Origin of the sequence: Curtobacterium sp. PhB25, from assembly GCF_004365375.1 — a bacterium.
Lineage (GTDB): Bacteria > Actinomycetota > Actinomycetes > Actinomycetales > Microbacteriaceae > Curtobacterium.
Window position 1 is genome coordinate 705,539 of sequence record NZ_SODR01000001.1, and the last position, 26,309, is coordinate 731,847.

27 protein-coding genes are annotated in these 26,309 nt (G+C 72.2%); 2 read left to right on the forward strand and 25 right to left on the reverse strand.

The genetic code is table 11. The features are described from left to right. Window positions 1–3: 3 nt before the first annotated feature. The 12 genes from trpA to EDF51_RS03270 all read right to left on the reverse strand — a co-directional run bounded on the left by trpA (window position 4) and on the right by EDF51_RS03270 (window position 9,080). A complete protein-coding gene (gene trpA, locus EDF51_RS03215) occupies window positions 4–798 on the reverse strand; it encodes a tryptophan synthase subunit alpha (RefSeq protein WP_134193823.1) in 795 nt (264 codons plus the stop codon). Beyond that, window positions 795–2,009, reverse strand: a complete 1,215-nt coding sequence (gene trpB, locus EDF51_RS03220) for a tryptophan synthase subunit beta (protein ID WP_131846519.1) — start codon at window positions 2,007–2,009, stop codon at window positions 795–797. Before trpB ends, trpA begins: the two co-directional genes overlap by 4 nt. A 64-nt stretch (window positions 2,010–2,073) precedes the next feature. Then, window positions 2,074–2,859: an indole-3-glycerol phosphate synthase TrpC gene (gene trpC / locus EDF51_RS03225; RefSeq protein WP_123339898.1), complete on the reverse strand. Its 786-nt coding sequence runs from the start codon at window positions 2,857–2,859 to the stop codon at window positions 2,074–2,076. Window positions 2,860–2,875: 16 nt separating this feature from the next. Continuing rightward, window positions 2,876–3,115 carry an HGxxPAAW family protein gene (locus EDF51_RS19765; RefSeq protein ID WP_159571188.1) on the reverse strand — a complete coding sequence of 80 codons (240 nt, stop codon included), beginning with the start codon at window positions 3,113–3,115 and terminating at the stop codon, window positions 2,876–2,878. Then, on the reverse strand, window positions 3,112–3,777 hold the full coding sequence (locus EDF51_RS03235; protein WP_123339700.1) for a Trp biosynthesis-associated membrane protein: 666 nt from the start codon (window positions 3,775–3,777) through the stop codon (window positions 3,112–3,114). The genes EDF51_RS19765 and EDF51_RS03235 overlap by 4 nt, the downstream gene beginning before the upstream one ends. Then, the gene (locus EDF51_RS03240) at window positions 3,774–5,318 is read right to left on the reverse strand and encodes an anthranilate synthase component I (RefSeq protein WP_134193825.1); all 1,545 of its coding nucleotides are present in this window, start codon (window positions 5,316–5,318) and stop codon (window positions 3,774–3,776) included. Before EDF51_RS03240 ends, EDF51_RS03235 begins: the two co-directional genes overlap by 4 nt. Next, window positions 5,315–5,713, reverse strand: a complete 399-nt coding sequence (gene hisI, locus EDF51_RS03245; protein ID WP_134193827.1) for a phosphoribosyl-AMP cyclohydrolase — start codon at window positions 5,711–5,713, stop codon at window positions 5,315–5,317. The genes EDF51_RS03240 and hisI overlap by 4 nt, the downstream gene beginning before the upstream one ends. A gap of 43 nt (window positions 5,714–5,756) precedes the next feature. Next, the gene (hisF, locus tag EDF51_RS03250; RefSeq protein WP_243650048.1) at window positions 5,757–6,542 is read right to left on the reverse strand and encodes an imidazole glycerol phosphate synthase subunit HisF; all 786 of its coding nucleotides are present in this window, start codon (window positions 6,540–6,542) and stop codon (window positions 5,757–5,759) included. After that, window positions 6,539–7,378 (reverse strand): ATP phosphoribosyltransferase, encoded by an 840-nt coding sequence (gene hisG / locus EDF51_RS03255; protein ID WP_111083926.1) that lies wholly within the window; start codon window positions 7,376–7,378, stop codon window positions 6,539–6,541. Before hisG ends, hisF begins: the two co-directional genes overlap by 4 nt. A gap of 69 nt (window positions 7,379–7,447) precedes the next feature. Further along, window positions 7,448–7,711 carry a phosphoribosyl-ATP diphosphatase gene (locus tag EDF51_RS03260; RefSeq protein ID WP_111084162.1) on the reverse strand — a complete coding sequence of 88 codons (264 nt, stop codon included), beginning with the start codon at window positions 7,709–7,711 and terminating at the stop codon, window positions 7,448–7,450. A gap of 59 nt (window positions 7,712–7,770) precedes the next feature. Then, window positions 7,771–8,430, reverse strand: coding sequence for a ribulose-phosphate 3-epimerase (gene rpe / locus EDF51_RS03265; RefSeq protein WP_123294325.1), 660 nt, complete (start codon window positions 8,428–8,430; stop codon window positions 7,771–7,773). Window positions 8,431–8,477: 47 nt separating this feature from the next. Next, complete coding sequence (locus EDF51_RS03270; RefSeq protein WP_131846513.1) at window positions 8,478–9,080, reverse strand: TetR/AcrR family transcriptional regulator; 603 nt, start codon at window positions 9,078–9,080, stop codon at window positions 8,478–8,480. Window positions 9,081–9,142: 62 nt separating this feature from the next. Between EDF51_RS03270 and EDF51_RS03275 the strand changes: the two genes are divergently transcribed. Next, window positions 9,143–9,796 (forward strand): NAD(P)H-binding protein, encoded by a 654-nt coding sequence (locus tag EDF51_RS03275; RefSeq protein WP_131846512.1) that lies wholly within the window; start codon window positions 9,143–9,145, stop codon window positions 9,794–9,796. 16 nt (window positions 9,797–9,812) lie between these two features. On the opposite strand, the gene EDF51_RS03280 is transcribed toward EDF51_RS03275, so the two are convergent. Beyond that, complete coding sequence (locus EDF51_RS03280) at window positions 9,813–11,405, reverse strand: transcription antitermination factor NusB (protein WP_243837066.1); 1,593 nt, start codon at window positions 11,403–11,405, stop codon at window positions 9,813–9,815. Continuing rightward, a complete protein-coding gene (locus EDF51_RS03285) occupies window positions 11,402–12,337 on the reverse strand; it encodes a methionyl-tRNA formyltransferase (protein ID WP_134193829.1) in 936 nt (311 codons plus the stop codon). The genes EDF51_RS03280 and EDF51_RS03285 overlap by 4 nt, the downstream gene beginning before the upstream one ends. A 96-nt stretch (window positions 12,338–12,433) precedes the next feature. Here EDF51_RS03285 and EDF51_RS03290 point away from each other — a divergent pair, with 96 nt between their 5' ends. Further along, window positions 12,434–12,895: a DUF4383 domain-containing protein gene (locus EDF51_RS03290; protein ID WP_134193831.1), complete on the forward strand. Its 462-nt coding sequence runs from the start codon at window positions 12,434–12,436 to the stop codon at window positions 12,893–12,895. Window positions 12,896–12,961: 66 nt separating this feature from the next. Here EDF51_RS03290 and EDF51_RS03295 read toward each other — a convergent pair whose 3' ends face one another. The 11 genes from EDF51_RS03295 to pyrR form a co-directional block, all read right to left on the reverse strand. Then, window positions 12,962–14,968 (reverse strand): primosomal protein N', encoded by a 2,007-nt coding sequence (locus EDF51_RS03295; protein WP_134193833.1) that lies wholly within the window; start codon window positions 14,966–14,968, stop codon window positions 12,962–12,964. Window positions 14,969–14,976: 8 nt separating this feature from the next. Next, the gene (metK, locus tag EDF51_RS03300) at window positions 14,977–16,188 is read right to left on the reverse strand and encodes a methionine adenosyltransferase (RefSeq protein ID WP_111083919.1); all 1,212 of its coding nucleotides are present in this window, start codon (window positions 16,186–16,188) and stop codon (window positions 14,977–14,979) included. Window positions 16,189–16,193: 5 nt separating this feature from the next. Continuing rightward, complete coding sequence (gene rpoZ / locus EDF51_RS03305) at window positions 16,194–16,457, reverse strand: DNA-directed RNA polymerase subunit omega (RefSeq protein WP_114849971.1); 264 nt, start codon at window positions 16,455–16,457, stop codon at window positions 16,194–16,196. A gap of 27 nt (window positions 16,458–16,484) precedes the next feature. Further along, window positions 16,485–17,387, reverse strand: a complete 903-nt coding sequence (gmk, locus tag EDF51_RS03310; RefSeq protein ID WP_134194027.1) for a guanylate kinase — start codon at window positions 17,385–17,387, stop codon at window positions 16,485–16,487. Between the two features lie 68 nt (window positions 17,388–17,455). Further along, the gene (gene pyrF, locus EDF51_RS03315; RefSeq protein ID WP_279586150.1) at window positions 17,456–18,340 is read right to left on the reverse strand and encodes an orotidine-5'-phosphate decarboxylase; all 885 of its coding nucleotides are present in this window, start codon (window positions 18,338–18,340) and stop codon (window positions 17,456–17,458) included. Then, window positions 18,337–21,630 (reverse strand): carbamoyl-phosphate synthase large subunit, encoded by a 3,294-nt coding sequence (gene carB / locus EDF51_RS03320; protein WP_134193837.1) that lies wholly within the window; start codon window positions 21,628–21,630, stop codon window positions 18,337–18,339. The genes pyrF and carB overlap by 4 nt, the downstream gene beginning before the upstream one ends. Beyond that, entirely contained in the window at window positions 21,630–22,829 is a 1,200-nt protein-coding gene (gene carA / locus EDF51_RS03325; protein WP_134193839.1) for a glutamine-hydrolyzing carbamoyl-phosphate synthase small subunit, read from the reverse strand. Before carA ends, carB begins: the two co-directional genes overlap by 1 nt. After that, the gene (locus EDF51_RS03330; RefSeq protein ID WP_131846507.1) at window positions 22,826–23,389 is read right to left on the reverse strand and encodes a hypothetical protein; all 564 of its coding nucleotides are present in this window, start codon (window positions 23,387–23,389) and stop codon (window positions 22,826–22,828) included. Before EDF51_RS03330 ends, carA begins: the two co-directional genes overlap by 4 nt. Then, window positions 23,386–24,744, reverse strand: coding sequence for a dihydroorotase (locus EDF51_RS03335; RefSeq protein WP_134193841.1), 1,359 nt, complete (start codon window positions 24,742–24,744; stop codon window positions 23,386–23,388). Before EDF51_RS03335 ends, EDF51_RS03330 begins: the two co-directional genes overlap by 4 nt. Further along, window positions 24,741–25,700, reverse strand: a complete 960-nt coding sequence (locus EDF51_RS03340) for an aspartate carbamoyltransferase catalytic subunit (RefSeq protein ID WP_123294316.1) — start codon at window positions 25,698–25,700, stop codon at window positions 24,741–24,743. The genes EDF51_RS03335 and EDF51_RS03340 overlap by 4 nt, the downstream gene beginning before the upstream one ends. Continuing rightward, window positions 25,700–26,299, reverse strand: a complete 600-nt coding sequence (gene pyrR / locus EDF51_RS03345; RefSeq protein WP_111083911.1) for a bifunctional pyr operon transcriptional regulator/uracil phosphoribosyltransferase PyrR — start codon at window positions 26,297–26,299, stop codon at window positions 25,700–25,702. Before pyrR ends, EDF51_RS03340 begins: the two co-directional genes overlap by 1 nt. Window positions 26,300–26,309 lie beyond the last annotated feature (10 nt).

The following is a 26,309-nucleotide window of genomic DNA, read 5'->3' on the forward strand; positions in this document are numbered from 1 at the left end:
GGACTAGGAGCGGCGGGCGCCGGTGGTGAGGTCGGCCGCGCGGTCGGCGACCCCCTGCACCCCGAGGTCGGCCAGTGCGCGGACGAACGCCGAGCCGACGATCGCGCCGTCGGCGTACTCTAGGACCTCGGCGACCTGCTCGGCCGTCGAGATGCCGAGGCCCACGCAGGTGCGCGCGACGCCGGCGTCACGGAGCCGCGACACCACCGTGCGTGCAGCGACGTCGACGCCTGCCCGTGCTCCGGTGACGCCCATCGTCGAGACGGCGTAGACGAACCCGCGGCTCGCCTGCACCGCCTGCTGCATCCGGGAGTCGGACGAGGACGGTGCCGCGAGGAACACGCGGTCCAGGCCGGTCCGCTCCGACGAGGCCATCCACTCGGCGGCTTCGTCCGGGATCAGGTCGGGCGTGATGAGCCCGGCGGCACCGGCGGCGACGAGGTCGTCGGCGAAGCGGTCCACGCCGTAGCGGAGGACCGGGTTCCAGTACGTCATCACGAGCACCGGCACGTCGGCGCGCTCGGTGATCTGGTTCACGGCGTCGAAGACCTGCGCGACCCGGAAGCCGTTCGCCAGGCTCTCCTCGGCCGCACGCTGGATGACCGGGCCGTCCATGACGGGGTCGGAGTACGGCAGGCCGAGCTCGATGACGTCCACGCCGTTCTCGGCGAGGGCGACGGCAGCGTCGACGCTGGTCTGCACGTCGGGGTAACCGGCGGGCAGGTAGCCGACGACGGCCCCGGCACGCTCGGCGTTGGCGGTGTCGATCGTCGTGGCGACGGTCTGGTTCGTGGTCACAGCTGCACCGCGTTCTCGTCGAGGATGCCGAAGTAGCGACTGGCGGATGCCACGTCCTTGTCGCCACGGCCGGACAGGTTCACGAGCACGACGCCCTCGGGGCCGAGCTCCTTGCCGAGCTTCATCGCACCCGCGAGCGCGTGCGACGACTCGATCGCCGGGATGATGCCCTCGGTCTGGCTGAGCAGCCGGAACGCCTCCATCGCCTCGGTGTCGGTGATCGGCGCGTACTGCGCGCGACCGATCGACGCCAGGTACGCGTGCTCCGGCCCGACGCTCGGGTAGTCGAGCCCGGCGGAGATGCTGTGGCTCTCGATGGTCTGGCCGTCCTCGTCCTGCATGAGGTAGGACTTCGCGCCCTGCAGGACGCCTTCGCGACCGAGCGTGATGCTCGCGGCGTGCCGACCGGTCTCCACGCCGTCGCCACCGGCCTCGAAGCCGTGCAGCGCGACGGACTCGTCGTCGAGGAACGCCTCGAAGATCCCCATCGCGTTCGAGCCGCCACCGACGCACGCGGCGACGGCGTCGGGGAGACGCCCGACGCGGTCGAGGACCTGCTGCCGGGCCTCTTCACCGATCACCTTGTGGAACTCGCGCACCATCTCGGGGAACGGGTGCGGGCCGGCGACCGTGCCGAGCAGGTAGTGGGTCGAGTCCACGTTCGCCACCCAGTCGCGGAGTGCCTCGTTGATGGCGTCCTTCAGCGTGCGCGACCCGGTCTCGACCGGGATCACCTCGGCGCCGAGCAGGCGCATCCGGGCGACGTTGAGCGCCTGCCGCTCGGTGTCGACGGCGCCCATGTACACGACGCAGTCCATGCCGAACAGCGCCGCCGCGGTCGCCGTGGCCACGCCGTGCTGGCCGGCACCGGTCTCCGCGATGAGGCGGGTCTTCCCGAGCCGACGGGCCACGAGCGCCTGACCGAGCACGTTGTTGATCTTGTGCGACCCGGTGTGGTTCAGGTCCTCGCGCTTCAGGATCACGCGGGCACCACCGGCGTGCTTCGCGAACCGCGGCACCTCGGTGATGATCGACGGACGACCGGTGTAGTCGCGCTGGAGCTCGTCGAGCTCGGCGCGGAAGGCCGGGTCCGCCCAGGCCGTGCGGAAGGCGGCCTCGAGCTCGTCGAGCGCGAGGACGAGCGACTCGGGGACGAAGCGTCCGCCGAAGTCACCGAAGTACGGGCCGTGCAGGTCGCGGAGTGAGGTCACGATGGGTCTTCCCGGGACGTGTCCGACACGACCGGCGGTGCCGGTGGTCGGACGGGTGGAACGTTCAGCCGCGGTCGGCGGCCTCGATGAACGACGCGAGGGTGGCGGCGGGATCGGCGCCCGTGACGAGGGCTTCCCCGACCAGGACGACGTCGGCACCCGCTGCGCGGTAGTGGGCGACGTCGGCGGGACCGGCGACCGCGGACTCGGCGACGCGCACGACCCCGTCGGGGATGCGGTCGGCGAGCGACCCGAAGAGGTCGCGGTCGAGCGAGAAGTCGGTGAGGTCGCGCGCGTTGACGCCGAGGATCCGCGCACCGGCGTCGAGGCCACGGGAGACCTCGTCGGCGGAGTGCGCCTCGACCAGCACGCGCATGCCGAGCTCTTCGGCCAGCGTGTGGAGCTCGACCAGCTGCTGCTGCTCGAGCGCGGCCACGATGAGCAGCACGACGTCGGCGCCGGCAGCTCGGGCCTCGACGACCTGGTACGGGTCGGCGATGAAGTCCTTGCGCAGCACGGGGATGCCCACGCGGGCCTTGACGGCTTCGAGGTCGGCGAGACTGCCGAGGAACTTGCGCCCCTCGGTCAGGACGCTGATCGTCGACGCACCACCGCGCTCGTAGTCGGCAGCGAGGGCGGCCGGGTCCTCGATGGGGGCCATCGAGCCACGGGACGGGCTGGCGCGCTTGACCTCGGCGAGGATCTTCACCCGGTCGCCCGGGGCGAGGAACGCGAGGGCGTCGAGCGGCGACGCCACCCGGTCGAGGTCGCGTTCGACGTCCGAGTACGGGCGGTCGACACGACGGGCGGCGGCGTCCTCGAGCGCGCCCGCGACGAGGGTCTCGAGCACGTTCGGCATGCGAGTCCTACTCGGCGTGGTGCTTGGCGACGTACTTCGGGCCGTTCACGCCGTAGCCGGCCTTCGCCATGACCGCGCCGATGACCAGACCGATGACGACGACGGCAGCGGAGACCCAGACGCCCCACGGCTGGTCGAACCAGAAGAACAGCGTGCCTGCCGCGAATCCGATCAGCATGATCACGACGGCGGTCCAGGCGGCCGGCGAGTGGCCTTCGCCGAGTTCTGCGGGCTCAGTGTTGCTCACGGTGCTCCTCGTTCTGCTCCGGCGTCGTCGGTCGACCGACGCCCATCCGATCCTACCGTGCCGTCGGTCGGGTCGACCCCAGCACTGAGGTCGTCCCAGTCCACGACGGCGTCGCGCACGACCGGGGCTGCGGCGCGGGCGTCGGCGGCGGCTCCGGCGGTCGCCGCGCCGTACTTGCGGCTCGGACCGGGCCACGCACGCTGCACGACGATGACGACGACACCGAGCAGGACGGCGAGGACGCCACCGGCGATGCCGACGGCCGGCCAGAGCGACACGTCGACGCCGGACACGACGCGGCGCACGGCGGTCAGGTCGCTGACCCCGGCCACCGCGCCGACGGCACCCTTCGCCGCGGCGACCGGGTCACCGAGTGCGGTGATGCCGCTGACCACGACGCCGAGTCCGAGCAGGATCTCGACGCACGCGAGCACGATGCGCAGCACCCGGCCGGCGATCGTCATCGCGAGGAACAGGGCCAGGCTCGCGATCGCCAGGGCGGTGTACTGCGGCACGACCGCGGCCCCGTCGGCGTCGACCGTCGAGGTGACGGCGGCACCGGCGTGCAGGTCCACGGTGAACCAGGTCTGCGTCCACGCGAGCATGATGATGCCGGCGACGAGCAGTCCGGCGACGACGACGATCGGGCGTGAGCGCTTCACGAGCGCACCTCGCGCATCCGGTTCGCCGTGGCGACGGCCCGCAGGGGTGCCGCCGCCTTGTTGATGGTCTCCTCGTGCTCGGTGGCCGGGTCGGAGTCCGCCACCAGACCGGCACCGGCCTGCACGCGTGCCACGCCGTCCTTGATCAGGGCGGTGCGGATCGCGATCGCGATGTCCGCGTCACCGGCGAAGTCGAAGTAGCCGACGACACCGGCGTAGGCACCGCGCTTCGCCGGCTCGAGCTCGTCGATGATCTCGAGCGCGCGGGGCTTCGGCGCGCCGGACAGGGTGCCGGCCGGGAACGTCGCCCGGAACACGTCGATGGCGGACATCCCCGGACGCACCGCACCCTCGACGCTCGACACCAGGTGCATGATGTGGCTGAACCGCTCGACCGTCATGAACTCGGTGACCGCGACGGTGCCGGGCTCGCAGACCTTCTGCAGGTCGTTGCGGGCCAGGTCGACGAGCATCAGGTGCTCGGCGCGTTCCTTCGGGTCGTCGAGCAGGTCGTCGCCGAAGCGGACGTCTTCTTCCGGGGTCGCACCACGTGGACGCGACCCGGCGATCGGGTGCGTGATGGCGCGACCGGACTGCACCTTCACCAGTGCCTCGGGCGAGGCACCGACGATCCAGTACCGCTCGTCGGCGGTGTCCGCCAGGGCCAGGAAGTACATGTACGGACTCGGGTTCAGCGTCCGGAGGACCCGGTACACGTCGAGCGGGTCAGCGGTCACCTCGTGGTCGAAGCGCTGCGAGACCACGACCTGGAACACGTCGCCGTCGCGGATGAACTCCTTCGAGCGCTCCACCGCAGCCATGTACTCGTCCGGCGTCGAACGGTGAGTCGGCGTCGGCTCGGCGATCTCGAAGGCCTCGGCGACGGTCGCGACGCTCGGCTGGACGAGGTCGGCCTGCAGGCGGTCCAGGCGGCGCTGCGCGTCGGACCAGAGCGTGTCGGCGTCGTCGGTGCCGTCGTTCAGCACGCTCGCGACGAGCAGGACGAGCCCCGTGCGGTGGTCGAGCGCGACGAGCTCGGAGACGAAGGACAGCGCCTGTCCGGGCACGTCGAAGTCGGCCGGCGGCACGTTCGGCAGGTGCTCGAGCTGGCGCACGGCCTCCCACCCGATGAACCCGACCGTCCCGCCGACGAGCGGTGGGGAGCCGGGCACCCGCGGGGTGGCCCAGCGCTCGTGCAGGCGTGCCAGGACCTCGAGCGGTTCGCCGTCGAGCGAACCGACCGCACGTTCGGCGTCGATGCCGGTGTCGATCCAGGCGGCGCGGTCGCCCTCCTGCGTGAGGACGCCGAAGCTGCGCACACCGACGAACGACCAGCGCGACCAGAGGCCGCCCTGGCCCGCGGACTCCAGCAGGAACGACCCGGGCCGGCCGTCGGCGAGCTTCCGGTAGACACCCACCGGCGTCTCGCTGTCGGCGTAGAGCGCGCGCACCACCGGGACGACGCGGTGGTCGCTCAGCAGGGCGTCGAACTCCGGCCGGGAGGTCGTGTGCGGCGCATCGGAGATCGTCGCGGTCGTCATCGGGTCGCCTCCACTGCCGTGTCGGCCGGGGCAGACATGGTCACGGGCGCGAGCGGATCGACGTCGAAGCAGCGGTGCGCTCCGGTGTGGCACGCGGCCCCGACCTGCTGCACGGTGACGAGCAGGGTGTCGGCGTCGCAGTCGAACGCCGCGTCGCGCACGTACTGCGCGTGCCCCGACGTGTCGCCCTTCCGCCAGTACTCGTTCCGCGACCGCGACCAGAAGGTCACGCGCCCCTCGGTGAGGGTACGGCGGAGCGCTTCCCGGTCCATGTACCCGAGCATGAGGACGTCCTTCGACGACTCCTCTTGCACGATGGCGGGGAGCAGCCCGTCCGCACCGAAACGTGCGCGGTCGAGGACCGCGTCGGTGTCGGTGCTGGTGCTGTCGGTCATGAGACTCCTAGCCTACGGCGGCGGATCAGCGGGCGGCGGCGGTTCAGCGGACGGCGTGGCCGGTCGCGCGCAGCGCGGCCTTGACGTCGCCCACCGTCATCTCGCCGCGGTGGAAGACGGACGCGGCGAGGAGGGCATCCGCACCCGCGTCGACGGCGGGGGCGAAGTGCTCGACCCGACCCGCGCCTCCCGAGGCGATGACCGGGACCCGCGCGACCGACCGCACCGCGGCGACGAGTTCGAGGTCGAACCCGTTCTTCGTGCCGTCCGCGTCGATGGAGTTGACGAGCAGCTCCCCCGCGCCCCGCTCGACGGCGTCGCGCGCCCAGGCGATCGCGTCGATGTCGGTCTCGGTGCGGCCGCCGTGCGTGGTGACCACGAAGCCGGACGCAGTTCGGTCGGAACGCTTGACGTCGAGCGACAGCACCACGGCCTGCGCGCCGAACCGGTCGGCGATCTCGCCGACGAGGTCGGGCCGGGCGATCGCGGCGCTGTTCACGCCGATCTTGTCCGCGCCGCACTGCTGCAGGCGGGACACGTCGTCGACGGAACGGACGCCGCCACCGACCGTGAGCGGGATGAAGACCTGCTCGGCGGTGCGGGTGACCGTGTCGTACATCGTGGCGCGGTTCTCGACCGTGGCACCGACGTCGAGGAAGGTCAGCTCGTCGGCGCCCTGCTCGTAGTAACGCGCGGCGAGCTCGACCGGGTCACCGGCGTCCTGCAGGTCGAGGAAGTTCACGCCCTTGACGACCCGGCCGCCCTTGACGTCGAGGCACGGGATGACGCGGACGGCCACGCCGCCCGGCGCCGTGGCTGCCGCGGTCAAAGTCGTGCCGCGTGGATCGGGCTGACGAGGATGGCGCGGGCACCGAGGTCGTACAGGGCGTCCATGATGAGGTTCGCGTCGTCGCGCGGGATCATCACGCGCACCGCGGACCAGTCGCGGCCGTGCAGCGGCGAGACCGTCGGCGACTCGATGCCGGACGCGACGGCCGTCGCCTGCTCGAGCAGCGCGGTGGGGATGTCGTAGTCGAGCATGACGTAGCCGCGGGCGACGAGCACGCCCTGCAGTCGACGGCGGAGCACGTCGATGCCCGGGATCGTCTCGTCGGTCGACACCAGCAGCGCGGTCGACTCGAGGATGACCGGACCGAAGATCTCGAGGCCGGCCTGCCGCAGCGTGCTGCCCGTCGACACCACGTCGGCCACGGCGTCGGCGACACCGAGACGCACCGCGCTCTCGACCGCCCCGTCGAGCTTGACGAGCGTCGCCGTCACCCCGTGGCGGGCGAGGAAGTCGCCGACCAGGCCCGGGTAGCTCGTGGCGACGCGGACGCCGTCGAGGTCCTGCAGGGTGCTGTACCTGCCGGGCGTGCCGGCGAAGCGGAAGGTGGAGTCGGCGAAGCCGAGCGCATCGACCTCGTGCGCCTCGGAACCGGAGTCGAGCAGCAGGTCACGGCCGGTGATCCCGACGTCGAGTGCGCCGGAGCCGACGTAGGTCGCGATGTCCCGCGGGCGCAGGAAGAAGAACTCGACGCCGTTGCGCTCGTCGAGCAGGTGCAGCGCCTTCGGGTCGCGGCGACCGGCGTACCCGGCCTCGCGCAGCATGTCGGACGCGGTCTCGGACAGGGAGCCCTTGTTGGGCACGGCGATGCGGAGCATCAGGGGGTCTGCTTTCTGGTCGGGGTCGTGGCGGATCGAGGTCGGTGCACGGGCGGGCCCGAGCGCGTCCTACAGATGTCGCCAGATGTCCGCCGGGGACAGCCCCTTCGCGACCATGAGGACCTGCAGGTGGTACACGAGCTGCGAGATCTCCTCCGAGGTGCGCTCGTCGCCCTCGTACTCGGCCGCCATCCAGACCTCGGCCGCTTCTTCTACGATCTTCTTGCCGATCTGGTGCACGCCGGCGTCCAGTTCGGCGACGGTGCCGGAGCCCTCGGGGCGCGTGCGCGCCTTCTCGGTGAGCTCCTGGAACAGGTCGTCGAACGTCTTCACGCGGTCCAGGCTACCGGTCTCCGCTGACGCTGCCGACGTACCGTCCGGACGGGTCGCGCTCATGCCCGCGCCCGTGCGGCCGCTTCGCGCAGGTCCGTGATCCGCGCGGCGGGCTCACCGCCGTACACGGCCGACCCGGCGACGAGCGTGTCGGCGCCGCTGCGCACGGCCTCGGGGACGGTGTCCACCGAGATGCCGCCGTCGACCTCGAGCCACACGTCGAGGCCCGAGGCGTCGACCGCCGCACGGGCGTCGGCGAGCTTCGGCATCACGGAGGGCATGAACGACTGCCCGCCGAAGCCGGGCTCGACGGTCATGAGCAGGATCATGTCGTAGGCGTCGAGGTGGTGCAGCACCTGCGTGATCGGGGTGCCGGGCTTCACCGCGACGGCGGCACGGGCCCCGTTCGAGCGGATCGCGGCGGCCGTGGCCACGGGGTCGTCCGCAGCCTCGAAGTGGAACGTCACGCTCGACGCACCGGTCTCGGCGTACTTCGGTGCGTTGACGTCGGCGTCGGTGATCATGAGGTGCACGTCGAGCGGCACCGGGGAGACCTGCTGCAGGCGCTCGACGATCGGCAGCCCGAGCGTCAGGTTCGGCACGAAGTGGTTGTCCATCACGTCGACGTGCACCAGGTCGGCGGTCTCGATGCGGTGGAGTTCACGCTCGAGGTTCGCGAAGTCGGCGGACAGGATGCTCGGCGAGATGCGGATCGTCACCGGGCAAGCCTACCGGCGCGAGCCTGCCGGGCCGCTCCGCGGCGACGTCAGCGCCCGCCGACCACCCGGGTGCCGAGCTCCGAGCCGAGCATCGTCTCGAGCGCGGCGTCGACGAGCCGTTCGCCCTGCGCCCGGTCGATCCGGTGCGAGACGACCAGGGTGGCGATCCCCTGCATGGTCGCCGCGAACAGGAGCTTGAAGAGGAGTCGGGCGTCCGCACCGTCGTCCCCTGCCGCCGCGGTTCCCACGGCACCCTCGAGCACGGCGAACAACGACTCCGCAGCAGCCTGCACGGGGCCCGTCCGGCTGGTCGTCTTCGCCTGGAACATGAGGTCCATCAGCGCCGCGTCGTCGATCGCGAAGTCCACGTACGCCAGGGCGACCCGGCGGAACCGGTCCTCCAGCCCGTCGGCACCCGACAGTGCCCGGCGCACGGCAGCGGTCAGCCGGTCGAAGCCGAGTTCGGCGAGGGCGTCGAGGAGCGCCTGCCGATCGACGAAGTGGCTCCGGGGGGCGCCGTGGCTGACCCCGGCGCGACGGGCGAGGTCGCGGAGCGAGAGTCCGTCGGCCCCGGACTCCCGCAGCACCGCGACGGCCTCGTCGAGCAGCACTGCCCGCAGGTTCCCGTGGTGGAAGGGCCGCTCGGTCATGAGGACATCCTAGACCCGAACTAGGCATTGACTATTTTCTAGGCATCGCCTAGTTTGGCCAGATGCCTGCAGATCAGACCCTCCTCGTGTTCGGCGCGACCGGCCAGACCGGTCAGCACTTCACCCGACTCGCGCTCGACGCCGGTCACCGAGTCCGAGCAGTCGCACGGACGCCGTCGAAGCTGGCCGTCCAGCACGACGACCTGCAGGTCGTGCGCGGCTCGGTCACCGACGACCTCGACCTCGACGCGCTGCTCGACGGCGTGACCGGCGTGGTCGTGATGCTCGGGGACGTCACCGCGCAACGCGAGCGCCCCGTCAACACGCAGTTCGTCCGCGCCCTCGTCCCCGCCATGCGCCGGAACGGCACCCGGCGCCTGCTGTACCAGGCCGGCGGGCTGAGCGCCCCTCCCGGCAAGCGGCTCGCCCCCGTGCTCCGCGTCGTCCGGTCGACGATCGCGCGGGACTACCGCGGCCAGCACGCGGACAACGAGGCGGTGATGCGCTATCTCGACGCCGACGCGCAGGACATCGCCTGGACCGTCCACCGGGCCGGCATCGGCTCGGACGGTCCCACGAAGGGCGAGCTCCGCCGGTCGGCGCGGTGGATCAGCATCGGCACGTTCCGGGACTGCGCCGCGTACAACCTGCGGGCGCTGTTCGACGACACGGCCGTGCACACCTGCGACGGCAGCGCCTACCGGCGAGCGGCCTGAACGCCGGGCGACGCGCTCAGCCCACGCGACGGAACAGCGCGATGAACATCGCGTCGGTGCCGACTCGGTGCGGCCAGAGCTGCGCCGTGTTGCCGTCCGCGATCTCCGGGTCGCGCGCGGCGACCCCCCGGACGATCGTCGCGGTGTCGAGCTGCTCGAGGACTCCCCCGTGCCGCCCCATCAGCGCGTCGACCTGGCCACGCGTCTCGGCCAGGTGCGGCGAACACGTCACGTACGCGAGCGTCCCACCCGGTGCGAGCACCCGGACCGCGGCGTCGAGCAGCTCGGTCTGCAGCACCGCGAGTTCCTGGACGTCCTCGGGGGTCTTCCGCCAGCGCGCCTCCGGACGGCGACGCAGGGCGCCGAGGCCGGTGCACGGCGCGTCGAGCAGGATGCGGTCGAAGATCATCCCGGTGCCGTCGCGGCCGTAGCGCCTGGCGTCGCCCTCGACGACGCGGACGTGGTCGCCGAACACCCCGAGGGCGTTCCGCACGAGTCCGGCACGTGCAGGCACGAGTTCGTTCGCGACGAGGGTCGCGCCGCCCTGCTGCGCCTCGGCGGCGAGCAGCGCGGCCTTACCGCCGGGGCCGGCGCACATGTCGAGCCAGCGCTCGCCCTCGCGCACCGCGGACGACCGGCTCAGCGCGAGGGCGGCGAGCTGCGAACCCTCGTCCTGCACGCGCAGGCGCCCGGCAGCGACGCCCGGCACGCGCGCGGGGTCACCGGAGATGCCGCGGATCCCGACGGGCGAGACCGGCAGGGCATCAGCGGCCGGCACGGGGTCGGCGGTCCGGACGGGAGGCACGGTGCCGGTCGCGCCGTCGGCCTCCGGTTCGTCGTCGGCGGGCACCAGGGCCGCTGGCACGTCCGCCGCGCCGGTCGCGTCGGCGAACGCGGCATCGGCGTCGTCGTCGGCGTCGGCGTCGGCGTCCTCGTCGGGCACCGTGCGCGCGGTCGCGGTGGCGATGTCCTCGTCGGTGGCGAGCCCGGGCAGCGCCGCGAGCTGCACCCGGGGCGCGGCGTTGTCGGCGGCGAGCAGGGCGGCGAGCTCGTCGCGGGAGCGTTCGGCGGCGAGGGCGTCGCGCAGCGCCGAGACGACCCAGACCGGGTGCGACCACCGCGTGGCGAGCAGGGCGTCGCCACCACGGCCCTCGGTGATCTGCGCGTCCCACTCGTCGTCGGTGCGCGCGGCGATCTTGCGCATCACGGCGTTCACGAAGCCGGTGGCACGGCGGGCACCGACCTCGCGGGCGAGCTCGACCGTGGCGTCGACCGCGGCGTGCGTCGGGGTGCGCATGGCGAGCAGCTGGTGGGCGCCGAGCCGCATCACGTCGAGGACGTCGGCCTCGATGTTCTCCGGCCGACGACCCGACGCCAGCGCGATGATGACGTCGTAGCGACCGAGCATCCGGATCGAGCCGTAGGTGAGCTCGGTGGCGAACGCGGCGTCGCGCGCGGTGAGGCCGGCACGACGGATGCGTGTCGGCAGCAGCAGGTTCGCGTACGCGTCGTCGACCTGCACGGCGCGGAGCACGTCGAACGCGACACGACGGGCGTTCGCGGGACGGGGACCGCGGCGGGCGCCCCGGGTGTTCGTCGGCTGGCTCATGCGAGGACCTTCCCGTCCAGTTCGCCCAGGCCACGGGCCCAGGCAGCGGCGTCCATCGCCTTCTTGCCGGCCGGCTGCACCTCGAGCAGCGCCAGCGGAGTGTCACCGGTCCCGACCAGCAGCCGACCGCCGTGGAGTGCCAGCGCACCGGGCGCGAGCTGCGGGGCGGGGTCCGCGGGGCCTCCTGTCAGGCGGTTGCTGCGGAGCAGCTTCACGCGGGTCTCGCCGAGGTGGGCGTACGCGCCGGGCTCGGGGGTGACCCCGCGCAGACGGGCGTGCACGACCGCCGCCGGAGCACCGAAGTCGATGCGCCCGTCGTCGATGGTCGTCTTCGGCGCGAGCGTCGGCTCGCCGGTCTGCTCGGTCGCGACGGCCGTGCCGGCGGCGATGGCGTCGACCACCCGGGCGACGGTCTCGGCGCCGGACTCCGCCATGGCGGCGAGGACCTCGCCGGCGGTGGCCTCCGGGTCGATCTCGAACGGGTCCGCTGCGAACACCGGGCCGGCGTCGAGCGCCTCGACGAGCTGGAAGACCGACGCGGCGGTGCGGGTGTCCCCCGCCATCACGGCCCGCTGGACCGGCGCCGCGCCGCGGTACGCCGGCAGGTCGGAGAAGTGCAGGTTCACCCAGCCGAGGCGCGGGGCGGCGAGCGCGGGACGGCGGAGCAACGCGCCGTAGGCGACGATGACACCGAGGTCGACGTCGAGCGCAGCGATGCGCGCGGTGACGTCGTCGTCGACGCGGCTCGCCTCGATGACGGGCAGCCCGAGCTCCGCGGCGACCTGCGCGACCGGCGTCGGCGTCAGCACGCGCTTCCGGCCCTGCGGTGTCGGCGGACGCGTGAGGACCGCGGCGATCTCGTGGTCGGACGCCGCCAGACGGCGGAGGGTGGGGACGGCCGCAGCGGGGCTGCCGGCGACGACGAGACGCATGGGTTCGATCCTCCCACGCGCGCGCTCGGTGGACTGACCCGAACCAGGCCCGCGCCGGGTGGGTACGGTCTGCGGCACAGCACGAGAGGGGTTCCCATGTCCGACGTCACCACGCCCACCGACCGCTTCGCAGGGTCCAGCATCCAGAAGGTCGCGCTGCTCGTCGGCGTCGTGTTCCTGCTCGTCGGCATCGCCGGGTTCGTGCCCGGGCTGACGTCCGGCTCGCTCGCGGGTGCCGGCCACGGGTCGATGGCGATGCTGCTCGGGGTCTTCCAGGTGTCGGTGCTGCACAACGTCGTGCACCTGTTGTTCGGGGTCGTCGGCGTGCTCGCCGCGGGGTACGCCACCGGGTCGCGGATGTACTTGGTGCTCGGCGGGGTCGTCTACTTCGTGCTCTGGGTCTACGGGCTGTTCACCGCCGGGCACTCGTTCGGCGCGAACTTCGTGCCGCTGAACTGGGCGGACAACTGGCTGCACCTCGTGCTCGCGGTCGGGATGGTCGCACTCGGCGTGGCGTTCCCGCGCGTCGGTGGGCGGGCCGTGCGCGCGGTGCGTTGACTCGGAACGACACCCTCGTCGTCGTACGACATCGAGGGTGTCGTTCTGCGTCGGAGCCGGTGCGGGTCAGACCTCGCTGAAGGGTTCGGCGTCGTCGAGCCGGACCCGCAGCGTCGGTGCCGCCCGACGCCGGTTGCCGCCCTTCAGGACCCGCCGGGTCGACGACCGCCGGATGACCTCGGCCTTCAGGGTCGCCGCGACCTCGGCACCGTGGGCGTACGGGAACCGCACGATCGCCCGGACCGTGCCCGGCAGGGCGTCGTCCTCGACGGGGACCGGGCCGAGCACCGGGCCCGCGGTCGCCCCCTCGAGGGCCTCGACCGCGGCGGTGACGGCCTCGTCGGTGCCGGTCATCGTCGCGACGCGGACCGCCGGCGGGAAGTGCAGTTCGCGCCGGTCGGTGAGTTCGTCGTGCGCGGGACCGTCGAGCCGCCAGAGCGCCATCGCCGTCGCGAGCTTGCCGCCGATGCCGACCAGGTACGCCTCGGCCCCGGGAGCACCCTTCGCGGCGGCGTTCGTCCAGAACCGGAGCACGTCCTCCTGCACGCGCAGCCCTTCGCGCGCGAGCATCTTCTCGCCGTCGAGCAGCAGGACGCACGCGTAGCCCCCGGGCACGCTCGGCTCGGCGCCACGGGTCGCGACGACGACGGAGGGCCGCGCGGGCACCTCGTCGAGCGGGCGTGAGCCGTCGGCCACCACGATCCGGGTGCCGGGGAACGCCCGCCCGAGTTCGTCGGCGGTGCGTTGGGCGCCCTGTCCCACGGGCTTCACGGTGCCGTTGCCGCACGTCGGGCAGCGGAACCCCACGGCGAGGGCACCGCAGAACCGGCACTGCGGCGTGGCACCGCGGTGCGGACTGCCGAGCGGACCGCCGCAGATGCGGCAGTGCGCCCGCTCACCGCACTCCGCGCAGACGAGTCCGGTGCCGAACCCGGGGCTCGCGACCTGCACGAGCACCGGGCCGTGCTGGCTGGCCTCGCGCGCGGCACGCCACGCGGAGCTCGGGATTCGTGCCTGCGCGGCGTACCCCTCGGCCGAGGTCTGCTGCACGGTGGGGATGACCTTCGGGGTCTTCACCCGGAACGGCGTGACGTCCTGCAGCCAGTGCAGTTCGACGAGCCGCTGCACGTCGGTGCTGCGCGCGTGCGAGACGAACAGCAGTGCGGCACCCGACTGCGCAGCCCGCACGAGGGCCACGTCACGCGTGTGCACGTACGGCGCGCGCTGCTCGATGAACGAGGCGTCGCCGTCGTCCCACATCGCGATGAGCCCGAGGTCGGTCGCCGGCGCGTACACCGCCGTGCGGTTGCCGATCGCGACGACGGGGTGCGTCCGCGCCTGCAGCAGTGCCTTGGCCCGCTGCCCGTTCGTCTGCTTGGCGTCGAAGCGCACGACCCGTTCCGGCGGCAGCACCGCGAGCAGCGCGCGCTCGAGGTCGATGACGTCGCGGAAGTCGGGGACGGCGATGACGGCGGACTGCCCGCTCGCCAGCGTGTGGGCGGCGGCCTGGGCGAGGGTGGCGGCCCAGCCCGGCACCCAGATCGGATCGGAATCGCCGTCGCCCTCGTCGCTGGTGGGCCCGGCCAGCGCCACGGGGTGGGGAACGGCGGCGACCGCAGCGCGATCGTGCTCGGCGATCACGCCTTCGAGCATGCCCGGGGTGTAGCCGGTCACCGGCAGTGCGGACACCGGGGGCGGGGACCACGAGGTGTCCCGCGCGAGCCAGGCCTTCTCGGCGCGGACCTGGCGGGTCGGCACTGCCAGGCGCAGGACGTCCGACGCCACACCGGCGGCACGGTCGGCCACGGCGCGGGCGAGCTTCCAGATCTCCGGCGCCAGGACCGGGACGGGTGACACCAGGGTCTCGATCGCGCTGAGTTCACCCGGGTAGTCGCCCTCGTCGACGATCTCGACGACGTAGCCGTCGGACATCCGGGCCCCGGTGCGGAGCGGGACCTTCACGCGGACCCCCGGCACGCAGTCGTCCTCGAGCTCGGCCGGCACCCGGTAGTCGAACAGACGGTCCAACTGCGGGAGCGGCGAGTCGAGGACGACGCGCGCGACGGTGGTCACGCGGTGCCTCAGACGGCGGCGGTGACGAGCCCTGCGGCGGCGCGGAGTTCCTCGACGCGGTCGAGCTGCTCCCAGGTGAACCCGGGGAGCTCGCGGCCGAAGTGTCCGTACGTCGCGGTCTGCGCGTAGATCGGACGGAGCAGGTCGAGGTCGCGGATGATCGCGGCCGGACGCAGGTCGAAGACCTGGCGGATCGCGGCTTCGATCGTGGCGTCGTCGACGTGTCCGGTGCCGAAGGTCTCGACGTAGAGCCCGACGGGCTTCGCGCGGCCGATCGCGTAGGCGACCTGCACCTCGAGCCGGTCGGCGAGGCCTGCGGCGACCGCGTTCTTCGCGACCCAGCGCAGCGCGTACGCCGCCGAGCGGTCGACCTTGGACGGGTCCTTGCCGCTGAAGGCGCCGCCACCGTGACGGGAGGCCCCGCCGTAGGTGTCGACGATGACCTTGCGGCCGGTGAGTCCGGCGTCGCCCTGGGGGCCACCGATCTCGAAGCGACCCGTCGGGTTGACGATGACGTCGACGTGCGAGGAGTCGAGGTCGACGAGGTCGAGCACCGGACGGATCACGTGCTCGGTGATCTCGGCGGTGAGCTGCTCCAGCGTGACGCTCGGCGAGTGCTGCGTCGACAGGACGACGGTCTCGACGGTCTTCGGCACGACGCCGTCGTAGCCGACGGTGACCTGCGTCTTGCCGTCCGGGCGCAGGAACGCCAGCTCGCCGGACTTGCGCACGGCGGCCAGACGCTCGGCCAGGCGGTGGGCGAGCCAGATCGCGACCGGCATGTACTCGGGGGTCTCGTTCGTCGCGAAGCCGAACATGATGCCCTGGTCGCCGGCACCCTGACGGTCGAGCGGGTCGACCGCGCCGGTGCGGGAGTCGAGCGACTCGTCGACGCCCTGCGCGATGTCCGGCGACTGCGCACCGATCGACACCTCGACGCCGCACGTGGCGCCGTCGAAGGAGACGTCCGACGAGTTGTAGCCGATGCCCGTGATGACATCACGGACGAGCTTGGGGATCTCGACGTAGCCCGAGGTCGTGACCTCGCCGGCAACGTGCACGAGCCCGGTCGTCACCATCGTCTCGACGGCGACCCGAGCGTGCGGGTCCACCGTGAGCAGTGCGTCGAGGATGCTGTCCGAGATCTGGTCGCAGATCTTGTCGGGGTGCCCCTCGGTCACCGACTCGGACGTGAAGAGGCGCAGAGCAGCTGCAGTCACCGGGATCAGTCGGAGGGCTGCTGCTGCTTGGTGACGGTGAGCTTGTCCTCGTTGATCTCGTGGAGAGCCACGGACAGCGGCTTGTCGTCGATCGTCGAGTCGACGAGCGGGCCGACGTTGTCGAAGAGCGAGCCCTCGTGCAGGTCGGCGTAGTAGTCGTTGATCTGACGCGCGCGCTTGGAAGCGAAGATGACGAGCGCGTACTTCGACTCGACCTTGCTGAGCAGGTCGTCGATGGGCGGGTCGATGATGCCCTGGGGGTTGGCCATGGAGTCTCCTCGTCGTCGGTGCACCCGTCAGGGCGCAGAGAACAAGTCTACGACCTGTCGTGCCGCGGTGCCGACATCGGAGTTCACGATGCGGACGTCGAACTCGTCCTGGGCGGCCAGTTCGACCTTCGCGGTGTCGAGTCGACGCGCCTGTTCCTCGGGCGACTCGGTGCCGCGGCCGATGAGTCGACGCACCAGTTCTTCCCACGTCGGGGGCAGCAGGAACACGAGCACGGCCTCGGGCATGGCGTCACGGACCTGGCGAGCACCCTGCAGGTCGATCTCGAGCATGACCCGCTCGCCAGCGTCGAGCGCTCGGTCGATCGGCGGCCGCGGGGTGCCGTACCGGTACGAGTTGTGCACCGTGGCCCACTCGAGCAGTTCGCGCTCGCGGATCATCCGGTCGAACTCGGCGTCGTCGACGAAGTAGTAGTGCACGCCGTCGACCTCGCCCGGGCGGGGCTTCCGGGTCGTGGCGGAGACGCTGAGGTTCACGTCCGGGTACTGCTCGCGGATGTACGCGCTCACCGTTCCCTTGCCGACGGCGGTCGGCCCGGCGAGGACGACGAGCTTCGAGGCACCGCGCTTGCGACCGCGCGCGGCGAGCCAATCGGCCAGGGCCGTGCGCTGCCGGGTGCCGAGGCCCCCGAGGCGCTTCGACGGGGCGATGCGCAGCGTGCCCATGATCGACTCGGCACGCGCCGGGCCGATGCCGGACAGGCTGACGAGCAGGTCGCGCACCCGGAGCGAGCGCTCCGCCGAGGTCGTGTCGACGAGGGCGTCGTCCCATGCCGAGCGAGCGACCTCGAGTGCCGAGCGCTCCCCCGACGCGATCGCAGACTTGACCGCGGCCCGGGCGCGTCGCGCGGCGACCGCCGCCTGGGCCGCCGCGACGCGGTCGACCTCCGGTGGCGTGCGGTAGGCCGGCAGTTCGGTGCCGTCGCCGTCGGAGCGGTCGCCGTCGGAGCGGTCGCCGTCGGAGCGGTCGCCGCCGGTGGTCATGCTGCGGCCCCGAGGGCGGCGCGGATCCGGTCGGCGCGGTCGGACACGAGTGCCGCGACGCCGTCCGGACCGTCGGTCAGCAGCCCGCGCGACTCGCTCACGAGCACCTGTTCGGCGCGCGCACCGTACAGCGCACGGAGGTCCCCGATCCGGGCGCCCTGGGCACCGAAGCCCGGGGCGAGCACCGGCGCGGTGCCGATCGCGTCCGCGTCGATGCCGAAGTCGTCGAGGTGAAGGGTCGCGCCGAGCACGAGCCCGACGTCGCCGAGGGCCTGGTCGCCCGCGGCCCGGTTGTCGTCTGCCACGTCCAAGACGATACCGGCAGCCACGGACCGCCCGGCACGCGGGCCCTCCGCCAGGACCGCGGTCTGCAGCACCCGCGCCTCCGGGTTGCTCGTCGCGGCGAGCACGAAGACCCCGGCACCGTTCCGCCGAGCGACGTCGACCGTCCCGCTGAGCGAGCCGTAGCCGAGGTACGGCGACACCGTCATCGCGTCGGCCGCGAACGGCCCGTCACGGTCGAGCCACGCGAGTGCGTAGTCGTCACCGGTCGACCCGATGTCGCCCCGCTTCACGTCGGCGACGACCAGGAGGCCCGCATCGCGTGCACGACGGATCGTCGCGTCGAGCGCGCGGTAGCCCGCCACCCCCGCCGCCTCGAAGAACGCGATCTGCGGCTTCACGATCGCCGCGCGGCCGGCGGCCGCGTCGACCAGGACCGCGCCGAAGGCCGTCAGGCCCTGCTCGTCGCGGCCGAGCCCCCACGCCGCCAGAGTGGTGGCGTGGGGGTCGATGCCGACGCAGAGCGGTGAACGCTCGCGCATCGCGGACGCGAGCCGATCGCCGAAGGAGGCCGGGCCTCCCGTCTGCCCCTCGCTCACCAGGTGGCGCGCTCCCGCGCGTAGTCCTGCAGGCTCCGGACGTTGAGCGGCGTGCCGATCGTCTCGATCGCCGCGACCGCCGCACCGATCTGCGCGATCGTCGTGAACAGCGGCTTGTCCGCTGCGACCGTGGCCGCACGGATCTCGTACCCGTCCGCACGACCGGCGGCACCCGACGGCGTGTTGATGACGATGTCGACCTCGTTGCGCGTCAGCAGGTCGACGACGCTCTCGCCGCCCTGGCTGTACTTGCCGACGATGCCGACCTCGATGCCGTTGCGGCGGAGGATCTCCGCCGTGCCCTCGGTCGCGATGATCGTGAAGCCGAGCTGCTGCAGGCGGTGCACCGGCAGCACGATGGCGCGCTTGTCGGTGTCCGCGACGCTCACGAAGACCGTGCCGCTGGTCGGCAGGCCGCCGTACGCGGCGTCCTGCGACTTGAGGAACGCCCGCGGGAAGTCGCGGTCGATGCCCATGACCTCGCCGGTTGAGCGCATCTCGGGGCTGAGCACCGAGTCGACGACCTGACCCTCGCGGGTGCGGAAGCGGCGGAAGGGCAGGACGGCCTCCTTGACGGCGACCGGGGCCTCCATCGGGACGAACGCCCCGTCGCGGGCCGGCAGCATGCCCTCGGCGACGAGCTCGTCGACGCTCGTGCCGGTCATGATGCGCGACGCGGCCTTGGCGAGTGCGATGCCGAGCGCCTTCGAGACGAACGGGACCGTGCGGCTGGCGCGCGGGTTCGCCTCGAGGACGTAGAGCACGCCGGCGCCGATGGCGAACTGGACGTTGAGCAGACCCTGCACGCCGATGCCGCGGGCGATCTTCTCGGTCGCGTCGACGACGCCCTGGATCTCGGCGCGGCCGAGGCCGACCGGGGGCAGGGTGCAGGCGGAGTCACCGGAGTGGATGCCGGCCTCTTCCAGGTGCTCCATGATGCCGCCGATGTAGAGCCGCTCACCGTCGAAGAGCGCGTCGACGTCGATCTCCACCGCGTCGTCCAGGAATCGGTCGACGAGCAGCGGGAGCTCCGGGCCGATGATCGCCTGGTCGGCCATCCGGTCGAAGTAGTCGGCGAGCGACGGGGAGTCGTACAGGATCTCCATGCCGCGGCCGCCGAGCACGAAGGACGGGCGGACGAGCACCGGGTAGCCGATCTCCTCGGCCACGGCGGTCGCGCTCGCCAGGTCGTGGGCGGTGCCGTTGCGCGGCGCGAGCAGCCCCGCGGCGTCGAGGATGGCGGAGAACTGGCCGCGCTCCTCGGCGGAGTCGATCGCCGTCGGGCTGGTGCCGAGGATCGGGATCCCCGCCGCCTCGAGCGGCTTCGCCAGGCCAAGGGCGGTCTGCCCGCCGAGCTGCACGACGACACCGACGAGCTCGCCCGACGCCGCCTCGGCCTCGATGACCTCGAGGACGTCCTCGGCCGTGAGCGGCTCGAAGTACAGACGGTCCGAGGTGTCGTAGTCGGTGGAGACCGTCTCGGGGTTGCAGTTGATCATGATCGTCTCGAACCCGGCGTCGCTCAGCGCGAAGGACGCGTGCACGCAGGAGTAGTCGAACTCGACGCCCTGGCCGATGCGGTTCGGGCCGGAGCCCAGGATCACGACCTTCTTGCGGTCGCTCGCGACCACCTCGGTCTCGGCGTCGTACGACGAGTAGTGGTACGGCGTCAGGGCCGGGAACTCGCCGGCGCAGGTGTCGACGGTCTTGAAGACGGGACGGATGCCGAGGGCGTGCCGGTCGTCGCGGACCTGCTGCTCGCTGACCGGGTGCTCGGGGGTGCTGCGCAGCGCCGCGATCTGGGTGTCGCTGAAGCCGTGCTCCTTGGCCCAGCGGATGGTGTCCGCGTCGAGCTCGTCGGCGGCCGCGACCTCGGCGGCGACCTCGTTGATGAGCACGATCTGGTCGATGAACCACGGGTCGATCTTCGTGGCTTCGAAGACCTCGTCGGCGGTGGCGCCGGCGACCAGGGCCTGCTGCACCGTGACGATCCGGCCGTCGGTGGGGATGGACGACTTCGCGAGCAGGGCCTCCTTGTCGAGCTCCGACGCCGGGGTGTCCCAGTGGAAGCTCGAGCCCCGCTTCTCGAGCGACCGCAGCGACTTCTGCAGCGCCGTCGCGTAGTTGCGGCCGATGGCCATCGCCTCGCCGACGCTCTTCATCGTCGTGGTGAGCGTGGCGTCCGCCGCGGGGAACTTCTCGAACGCGAAGCGCGGGGTCTTCACGACCACGTAGTCGAGCGTCGGCTCGAAGCTGGCCGGGGTGACCTTCGTGATGTCGTTCTGGATCTCGTCCAGGCGGTACCCGATGGCGAGCTTCGCGGCGATCTTCGCGATCGGGAAGCCCGTGGCCTTCGACGCCAGGGCCGACGAACGGGAGACGCGCGGGTTCATCTCGATGACGATCAGGCGGCCGTTCGACGGGTCGACGGCGAACTGGATGTTGCAGCCACCGGTGTCGACGCCGACGCGACGGATGATGTCGATGCCGATGTTGCGCATGTTCTGGTACTCGCGGTCGGTGAGCGTGAGCGCCGGGGCGACGGTGATCGAGTCGCCGGTGTGCACGCCGACCGGGTCGACGTTCTCGATGGAGCAGATGACGACGGTGTTGTCGTAGTTGTCGCGCATCAGCTCGAGCTCGTACTCCTTCCAGCCGAGGATCGATTCCTCGAGCAGGACCTCGGTCGTCGGGCTGGACTGCAGCCCGTCGCCGACGAAGCGGACGAGCTCGGCTTCGTCGTACGCGAAGCCCGAACCGAGACCACCCATGGTGAAGGACGGGCGGACGACGAGCGGGTAGCCGAGGTCCTTCGCGAACTCCTTCGCCTCTTCCAGGGTGTGGGCGATGTGGCTCCGGGCCACGTCGGCGCCGGACTCGAGCACGAGCTCCTTGAAGAGCTGGCGGTCCTCACCGCGCTGGATGGCGTCCACCTTGGCACCGATGAGCTCGACGCCGTGCTTCTCGAGGATGCCGGCCTCGTCGAGCGCGATCGCCGCGTTCAGGGCGGTCTGGCCGCCCAGCGTCGGCAGGACGGCGTCCGGCTTCTCGATGCGGATGATCTCCTCGAGGCACGCGTTCGTGATCGGCTCGATGTAGGTCGCGTCGGCGAAGTCGGGGTCGGTCATGATCGTCGCCGGGTTCGGGTTGACGAGGATGACCCGGACGCCCTCGGCACGGAGGACACGGCACGCCTGGGTGCCGGAGTAGTCGAACTCGGCGGCCTGACCGATGACGATCGGGCCGGAACCGATGACGAGGACGGAGTTGATGTCTGCGCGCTTGGGCATCAGTTCGCTTCCTTGGTGATGTCTGCTGCGGGAGTGGTCGCGTCGGCGGTGGCCGCGTCGAGCGGCTCCCCGTCACGTCGCGCGCGCACCAGGTCCGCGAACCGGTCGAAGAGGTACATGCTGTCGTGCGGACCAGCGGCGGCCTCGGGGTGGTACTGCACGCTGAACGCGGCCACGTCGAGCGCCCGCAAGCCCTCCACCACGTCGTCGTTCAGCGAGTAGTGCGAGACCTCGACACGGCCGAACCCGGCCGGCGACTCGAGGACCTGCCCCAGGGGAGCGTCGACCGCGAAGCCGTGGTTCTGGCTCGTGATCTCGACCTTGCCCGTGGTGGTGTCGAGCACCGGCTGGTTGATACCGCGGTGGCCGAAGGGCAGCTTGTAGGTGCCGAAGCCGAGCGCGCGGCCGAGCAGCTGGTTGCCGAAGCAGATGCCGAAGAACGGACGCCCGGTCCGCAGGCTGCCCTGCAGCAGTTCGACCTGGGCGTCCGACGCGGCCGGGTCCCCTGGGCCGTTCGAGTAGAAGAGCGCGTCCGGTGCCAGGGCTTCCAGGTCGGCGGCGCTGATGTCCTGCGGCACCACGTGCACCTCGAACCCGCGCTGGGCGAGGTAGCGGGTGGTCGATGCCTTCACGCCCAGGTCGAGCACGGCCAGTCGGCCGATCTGCTCGCCCTCGGCCGGCACCACGTACGTCTCGGGGGTGGACACGATCGCCGAGAAGCTCGCACCCGCCATCGTGGCCTGCGACCGGACGGCGTCCAGCTGCTCCGACTCCGGCAGCGCCGCGTCGGCACCGCTGAAGACGCCGCCCTTCATGGCCCCGGCGTCGCGGATCCGGCGCGTCAGGGCGCGGGTGTCGATCCCGGAGATGCCGACGATGCCGTCGCGCACCAGGTGGTCGTCGAGCGACGCGTTCGCGCGGTGGTTCGAGACGACGCGGCCGGGGTCGCGCACCACGTACCCGGCGACCCAGATGCGACGGGACTCGGGGTCCTCGTCGTTGACGCCGGTGTTGCCGATGTGCGGTGCGGTCTGCACCACGATCTGGCCGGCGTAGGACGGATCGGTCAGCGTCTCCTGGTAGCCGGTCATGCCGGTCGCGAAGACCACCTCGCCGAGCGTGCGCCCGCGGGCGCCGTAGGCCCAGCCGTCGTACCGGGTGCCGTCTTCGAGGACCAGGACGGCCCGTTCGCGTGTCATGCTTTCTTCCCTTCGCCCGCGGTTCGCGGGGCATCGGCCGCAGTCGCCTGCGGCCCGGTCTCGGTCAGTCCCTGCAGGGCGAGCAGCGCGGCTGCGTCGCCCTCCGGGAACCGGAAGTACGTGTCGAGGTCCGTCGCACCTGCGGCGCCGGTCGCCGTCCATCGCAGACGGACCAGTCCCCCGGGCTCGACCACCCGGTCGATCGCCCACGTCGAGCGGTCGGCCCCGCGGACCGCAGCACGTGCGATCCAGCGGTCGTCCGCGCCGGCGAGTCGCAGGACCACACCGGTCGCGTGGACGCGCACGCCGCCGCGACCCCGGAACCCGAGTCCGCCGGCGGTGATGCGTTCCAGCGGCTGGTCGGCGCGGGTCGTCGCGACGGAGAAACCGTCCCAGGACCCGACTGCCGGTCCGATCGTGGTCGGGACGGGGACGGGAGGCACGGATTCCGCCTGCTTCCTGGTCCGCGTCCGCCAGGTGCGCGCCATGGCGACGAACAGCGCGGCCACCGCGAGCAGGATCACGCCGCCGAGCAACCAGCGTGCGGCGTCGCCGCTCATGCGCGCGCCCCCGTCCGGAGCGCCGCGGCGTGCGCGGCGACGGTGTCGGCGTCGACGAGGCGGCCGTCGAGCACCGTCGGCGCGCCCAGGTGGAACGTGGCGACGACCCGGCCGGGCAGCGTCATGCCGAGGTACGGCGAGTTCTGCGACTGTCCGGCGAGGTCGGTGACCGCGAACTCGCGGCTGGCCGTCGGGTCGTAGAGCGTGATCTCGGCGGGCGCGCCCTCGGCGATGCGCTGACCGTGGCCCTCGACCTGGCCGATGCGCGCGGGCGCCTCGGACAGGACCCGTGCGACGTCGGCCCAGTCGAGCTGACCCGACGCGACGACGGCGGACTGCACGACGCTGAGCGCCGACTCGAGGCCGACCATGCCGTTCGCCGCCGCCGGCCACTCGCAGCACTTCGCCTCGGCGGTGTGCGGTGCGTGGTCGGTCGCGACGATGTCGATGGTGCCGTCGGCGAGGGCTGCGCGCAGGGCGTCGACGTCCTCGCGTGCCCGGAGCGGCGGGTTCACCTTGTAGCGGGCGTCGTACCCGGGGGCGCCGTCGTGCCCGGCGATGAGGTCCTCGGTGAGCACGAGGTGGTGCGGGGTGACCTCGGCGGTGACGTCGATGCCGCGGGACTTGGCCCAGCGGATCACCTCGACACTGCCGGCGGTCGACACGTGGCAGACGTGCAGCCGCGCGCCCACGTGGTCGGCGAGCAGGACGTCGCGGGCGATGATCGCCTCTTCCGCCACGGCCGGCCAGCCCGCCAGCCCGAGCTCCGACGACAGGCGGCCCTCGTTCATCTGCGCGCCGATGGTGAGTCGGGGTTCCTGCGCGTGCTGCGCGAGCACCCCGCCGAAGCCCTTGATGTACTCGAGTGCGCGGCGCATGAGGAGCGGGTCGGACACGCACGAGCCGTCGTCCGAGAAGACCCGGACCTTCGCCCTGCTCGTCGCCATGGCACCGATCTCGGACAGGTGCGTGCCCTGCAGCCCCTGCGACACCGCGCCGATCGGGCGGACCGTGACGTAGCCGGCGTCGTCGCCGAGTGCCTGCACCTGCTCGACGACCCCGGCGGTGTCGGCGACCGGGCTCGAGTTCGCCATCGCGTTGACGGCGGTGAAGCCTCCGGCCGCCGCGGCGCGCGAGCCGGTGAGGACCGTCTCGGATTCTTCGTGACCGGGCTCGCGCAGGTGGGTGTGCAGGTCGACGAGACCCGGCAGGGCGATGAGCCCGTCGGCGTCGACGACCGTGGCACCGCTCGCGTCCACGCCGGAGCCGATCGCCGTGATGCGGCCGTCCTGCAGTCGGATGTCGGCGCGCGAGCCGTCGACCAGCTGCGCGCCGCGGATCAGGTGAGCGGTCATGCTGCGGACTCCTTCGGTTCGGTGCCGGTCAGGGCCAGGTAGAGGACCGCCATGCGGACCGAGACGCCGTTCTCGACCTGCTCGACCACGGTGGAACGGGGGTCGTCGGCAGCGACGCCGGCGATCTCCAGCCCGCGGTTCATCGGACCGGGGTGCATGATCAGTGTGCGCTCGGACAGCCGCGCGAACCGCGCAGCCGTCAGGCCCCAGTGCCGCGTGTACTCGCGCGGGTTCGGGAAGAACGCGTCGTCCATCCGCTCCTGCTGGATCCGGAGCGTCATGACGACGTCCGGGTCCTCGGCCAGGGCGGCGTCGAGGTCGTGGTGCACCGCGGCTCCGAACGGCGTCGTCGTCGCGGGCAGGAGCGTCGGCGGTGCGGCGAAGGTCACGCTCGCGCCGAGGGTCCGGAGCAGCCACGCGTTCGACCGGGCGACGCGGCTGTGCAGCACGTCGCCGACGATCAGGACCCGGACGCCGTCGAGGCCCTGTCCACGCGACCCGGCACCGTGCAGGCGACGGCGCATGGTGAAGGCGTCGAGCAGCGCCTGCGTCGGGTGCTCGTGCGTGCCGTCGCCGGCGTTCACCACGGGGACGTCGATCCAGTCGGCGTCGGCCAGCACGCGCGGCGCACCGGACGAGCCGTGCCGCATCACGATGCCGTCGATGCCCATCGCGCCGAGGGTCTGCACGGTGTCCTTGAGGGACTCGCCCTTGGAGACGCTCGAGCCCTTGGCCGCGAAGTTGATGACGTCGGCCGACAGGCGCTTCGCCGCGGCCTCGAACGAGATGCGCGTGCGGGTCGAGTCCTCGAAGAACAGGTTCACGACGGTCTTGCCGCGCAGGGCCGGGAGCTTCCGGACCTCGCGCGTGTTGACCTCGGCCATCTCTTCGGCGACGTCGAGGATGTGCACGGCCTGGTCGCGCGACAGGTCGGCGGTGGAGAGCAGGTGCCGCATCACGCCACCCCCTGCTCGATGAACACGGTGTCGTCGCCGTCGGTCTCGGACAGGTGCAGGGTGACCCGCTCGTCCGAGGCGGTCGGCAGGTTCTTGCCCACGTGGTCCGCGCGGATCGGCAGCTCGCGGTGGCCGCGGTCGACGAGCACGGCGAGCCGGACGGCGCGCGGCCGGCCGATCCCCTGCAGGGCGTCGAGCGCTGCCCGGACCGTGCGACCGGAGTACAGGACGTCGTCGACGAGCACGACGACCTTGCCGTCGATGCCACCGGCGGGGATCACCGTGCGGTGCGGGGCACGACCGATGCCGTGCCCGAGGTCGTCCCGGTGCATGGTCACGTCGAGCGTGCCGACCCGTTCGGATCCGATGCCGGCCCGCGCGGACTGCCACTCGGGCTCGATGTCCGCCAGGACGCGGCCCAGCCGTTCGGCGAGCACGGCGCCCCGGGTTGGGATGCCCAGGAGGACGAGGTCCGAGCCGCCGTGGTTGGCCTCGAGGATCTCGTGTGCGATGCGCGTCAGAGCGCGCGTGATGTCGGGTTGCTGCAGGACCGTTCTGGTACCCACGTCGACCCCCTTCCCCGCCTCACTGGACGGCATTAAAGGATGC

Coding starts and splice junctions, on each gene's coding strand:
- EDF51_RS03335 (WP_134193841.1), bottom strand. CDS start 24,744: ATGACCGCTCACCTGATCCGCGGCGCGCAGCTGGTCGACGGCTCGCGC.
- EDF51_RS03290 (WP_134193831.1), top strand. CDS start 12,434: ATGTCCGACGTCACCACGCCCACCGACCGCTTCGCAGGGTCCAGCATC.
- EDF51_RS03275 (WP_131846512.1), top strand. CDS start 9,143: ATGCCTGCAGATCAGACCCTCCTCGTGTTCGGCGCGACCGGCCAGACC.
- hisG (WP_111083926.1), bottom strand. CDS start 7,378: ATGCTCCGCATCGCCGTGCCCAACAAGGGCTCCCTGTCCGAGACCGCG.
- EDF51_RS03270 (WP_131846513.1), bottom strand. CDS start 9,080: ATGACCGAGCGGCCCTTCCACCACGGGAACCTGCGGGCAGTGCTGCTC.
- EDF51_RS03280 (WP_243837066.1), bottom strand. CDS start 11,405: ATGAGCCAGCCGACGAACACCCGGGGCGCCCGCCGCGGTCCCCGTCCC.
- EDF51_RS03240 (WP_134193825.1), bottom strand. CDS start 5,318: ATGACGACCGCGACGATCTCCGATGCGCCGCACACGACCTCCCGGCCG.
- pyrR (WP_111083911.1), bottom strand. CDS start 26,299: ATGCCGTCCAGTGAGGCGGGGAAGGGGGTCGACGTGGGTACCAGAACG.
- EDF51_RS03330 (WP_131846507.1), bottom strand. CDS start 23,389: ATGAGCGGCGACGCCGCACGCTGGTTGCTCGGCGGCGTGATCCTGCTC.
- EDF51_RS03285 (WP_134193829.1), bottom strand. CDS start 12,337: ATGCGTCTCGTCGTCGCCGGCAGCCCCGCTGCGGCCGTCCCCACCCTC.
- rpoZ (WP_114849971.1), bottom strand. CDS start 16,457: ATGGCCAACCCCCAGGGCATCATCGACCCGCCCATCGACGACCTGCTC.
- EDF51_RS03340 (WP_123294316.1), bottom strand. CDS start 25,700: ATGCGGCACCTGCTCTCCACCGCCGACCTGTCGCGCGACCAGGCCGTG.
- hisI (WP_134193827.1), bottom strand. CDS start 5,713: ATGACCGACAGCACCAGCACCGACACCGACGCGGTCCTCGACCGCGCA.
- carA (WP_134193839.1), bottom strand. CDS start 22,829: ATGACACGCGAACGGGCCGTCCTGGTCCTCGAAGACGGCACCCGGTAC.
- carB (WP_134193837.1), bottom strand. CDS start 21,630: ATGCCCAAGCGCGCAGACATCAACTCCGTCCTCGTCATCGGTTCCGGC.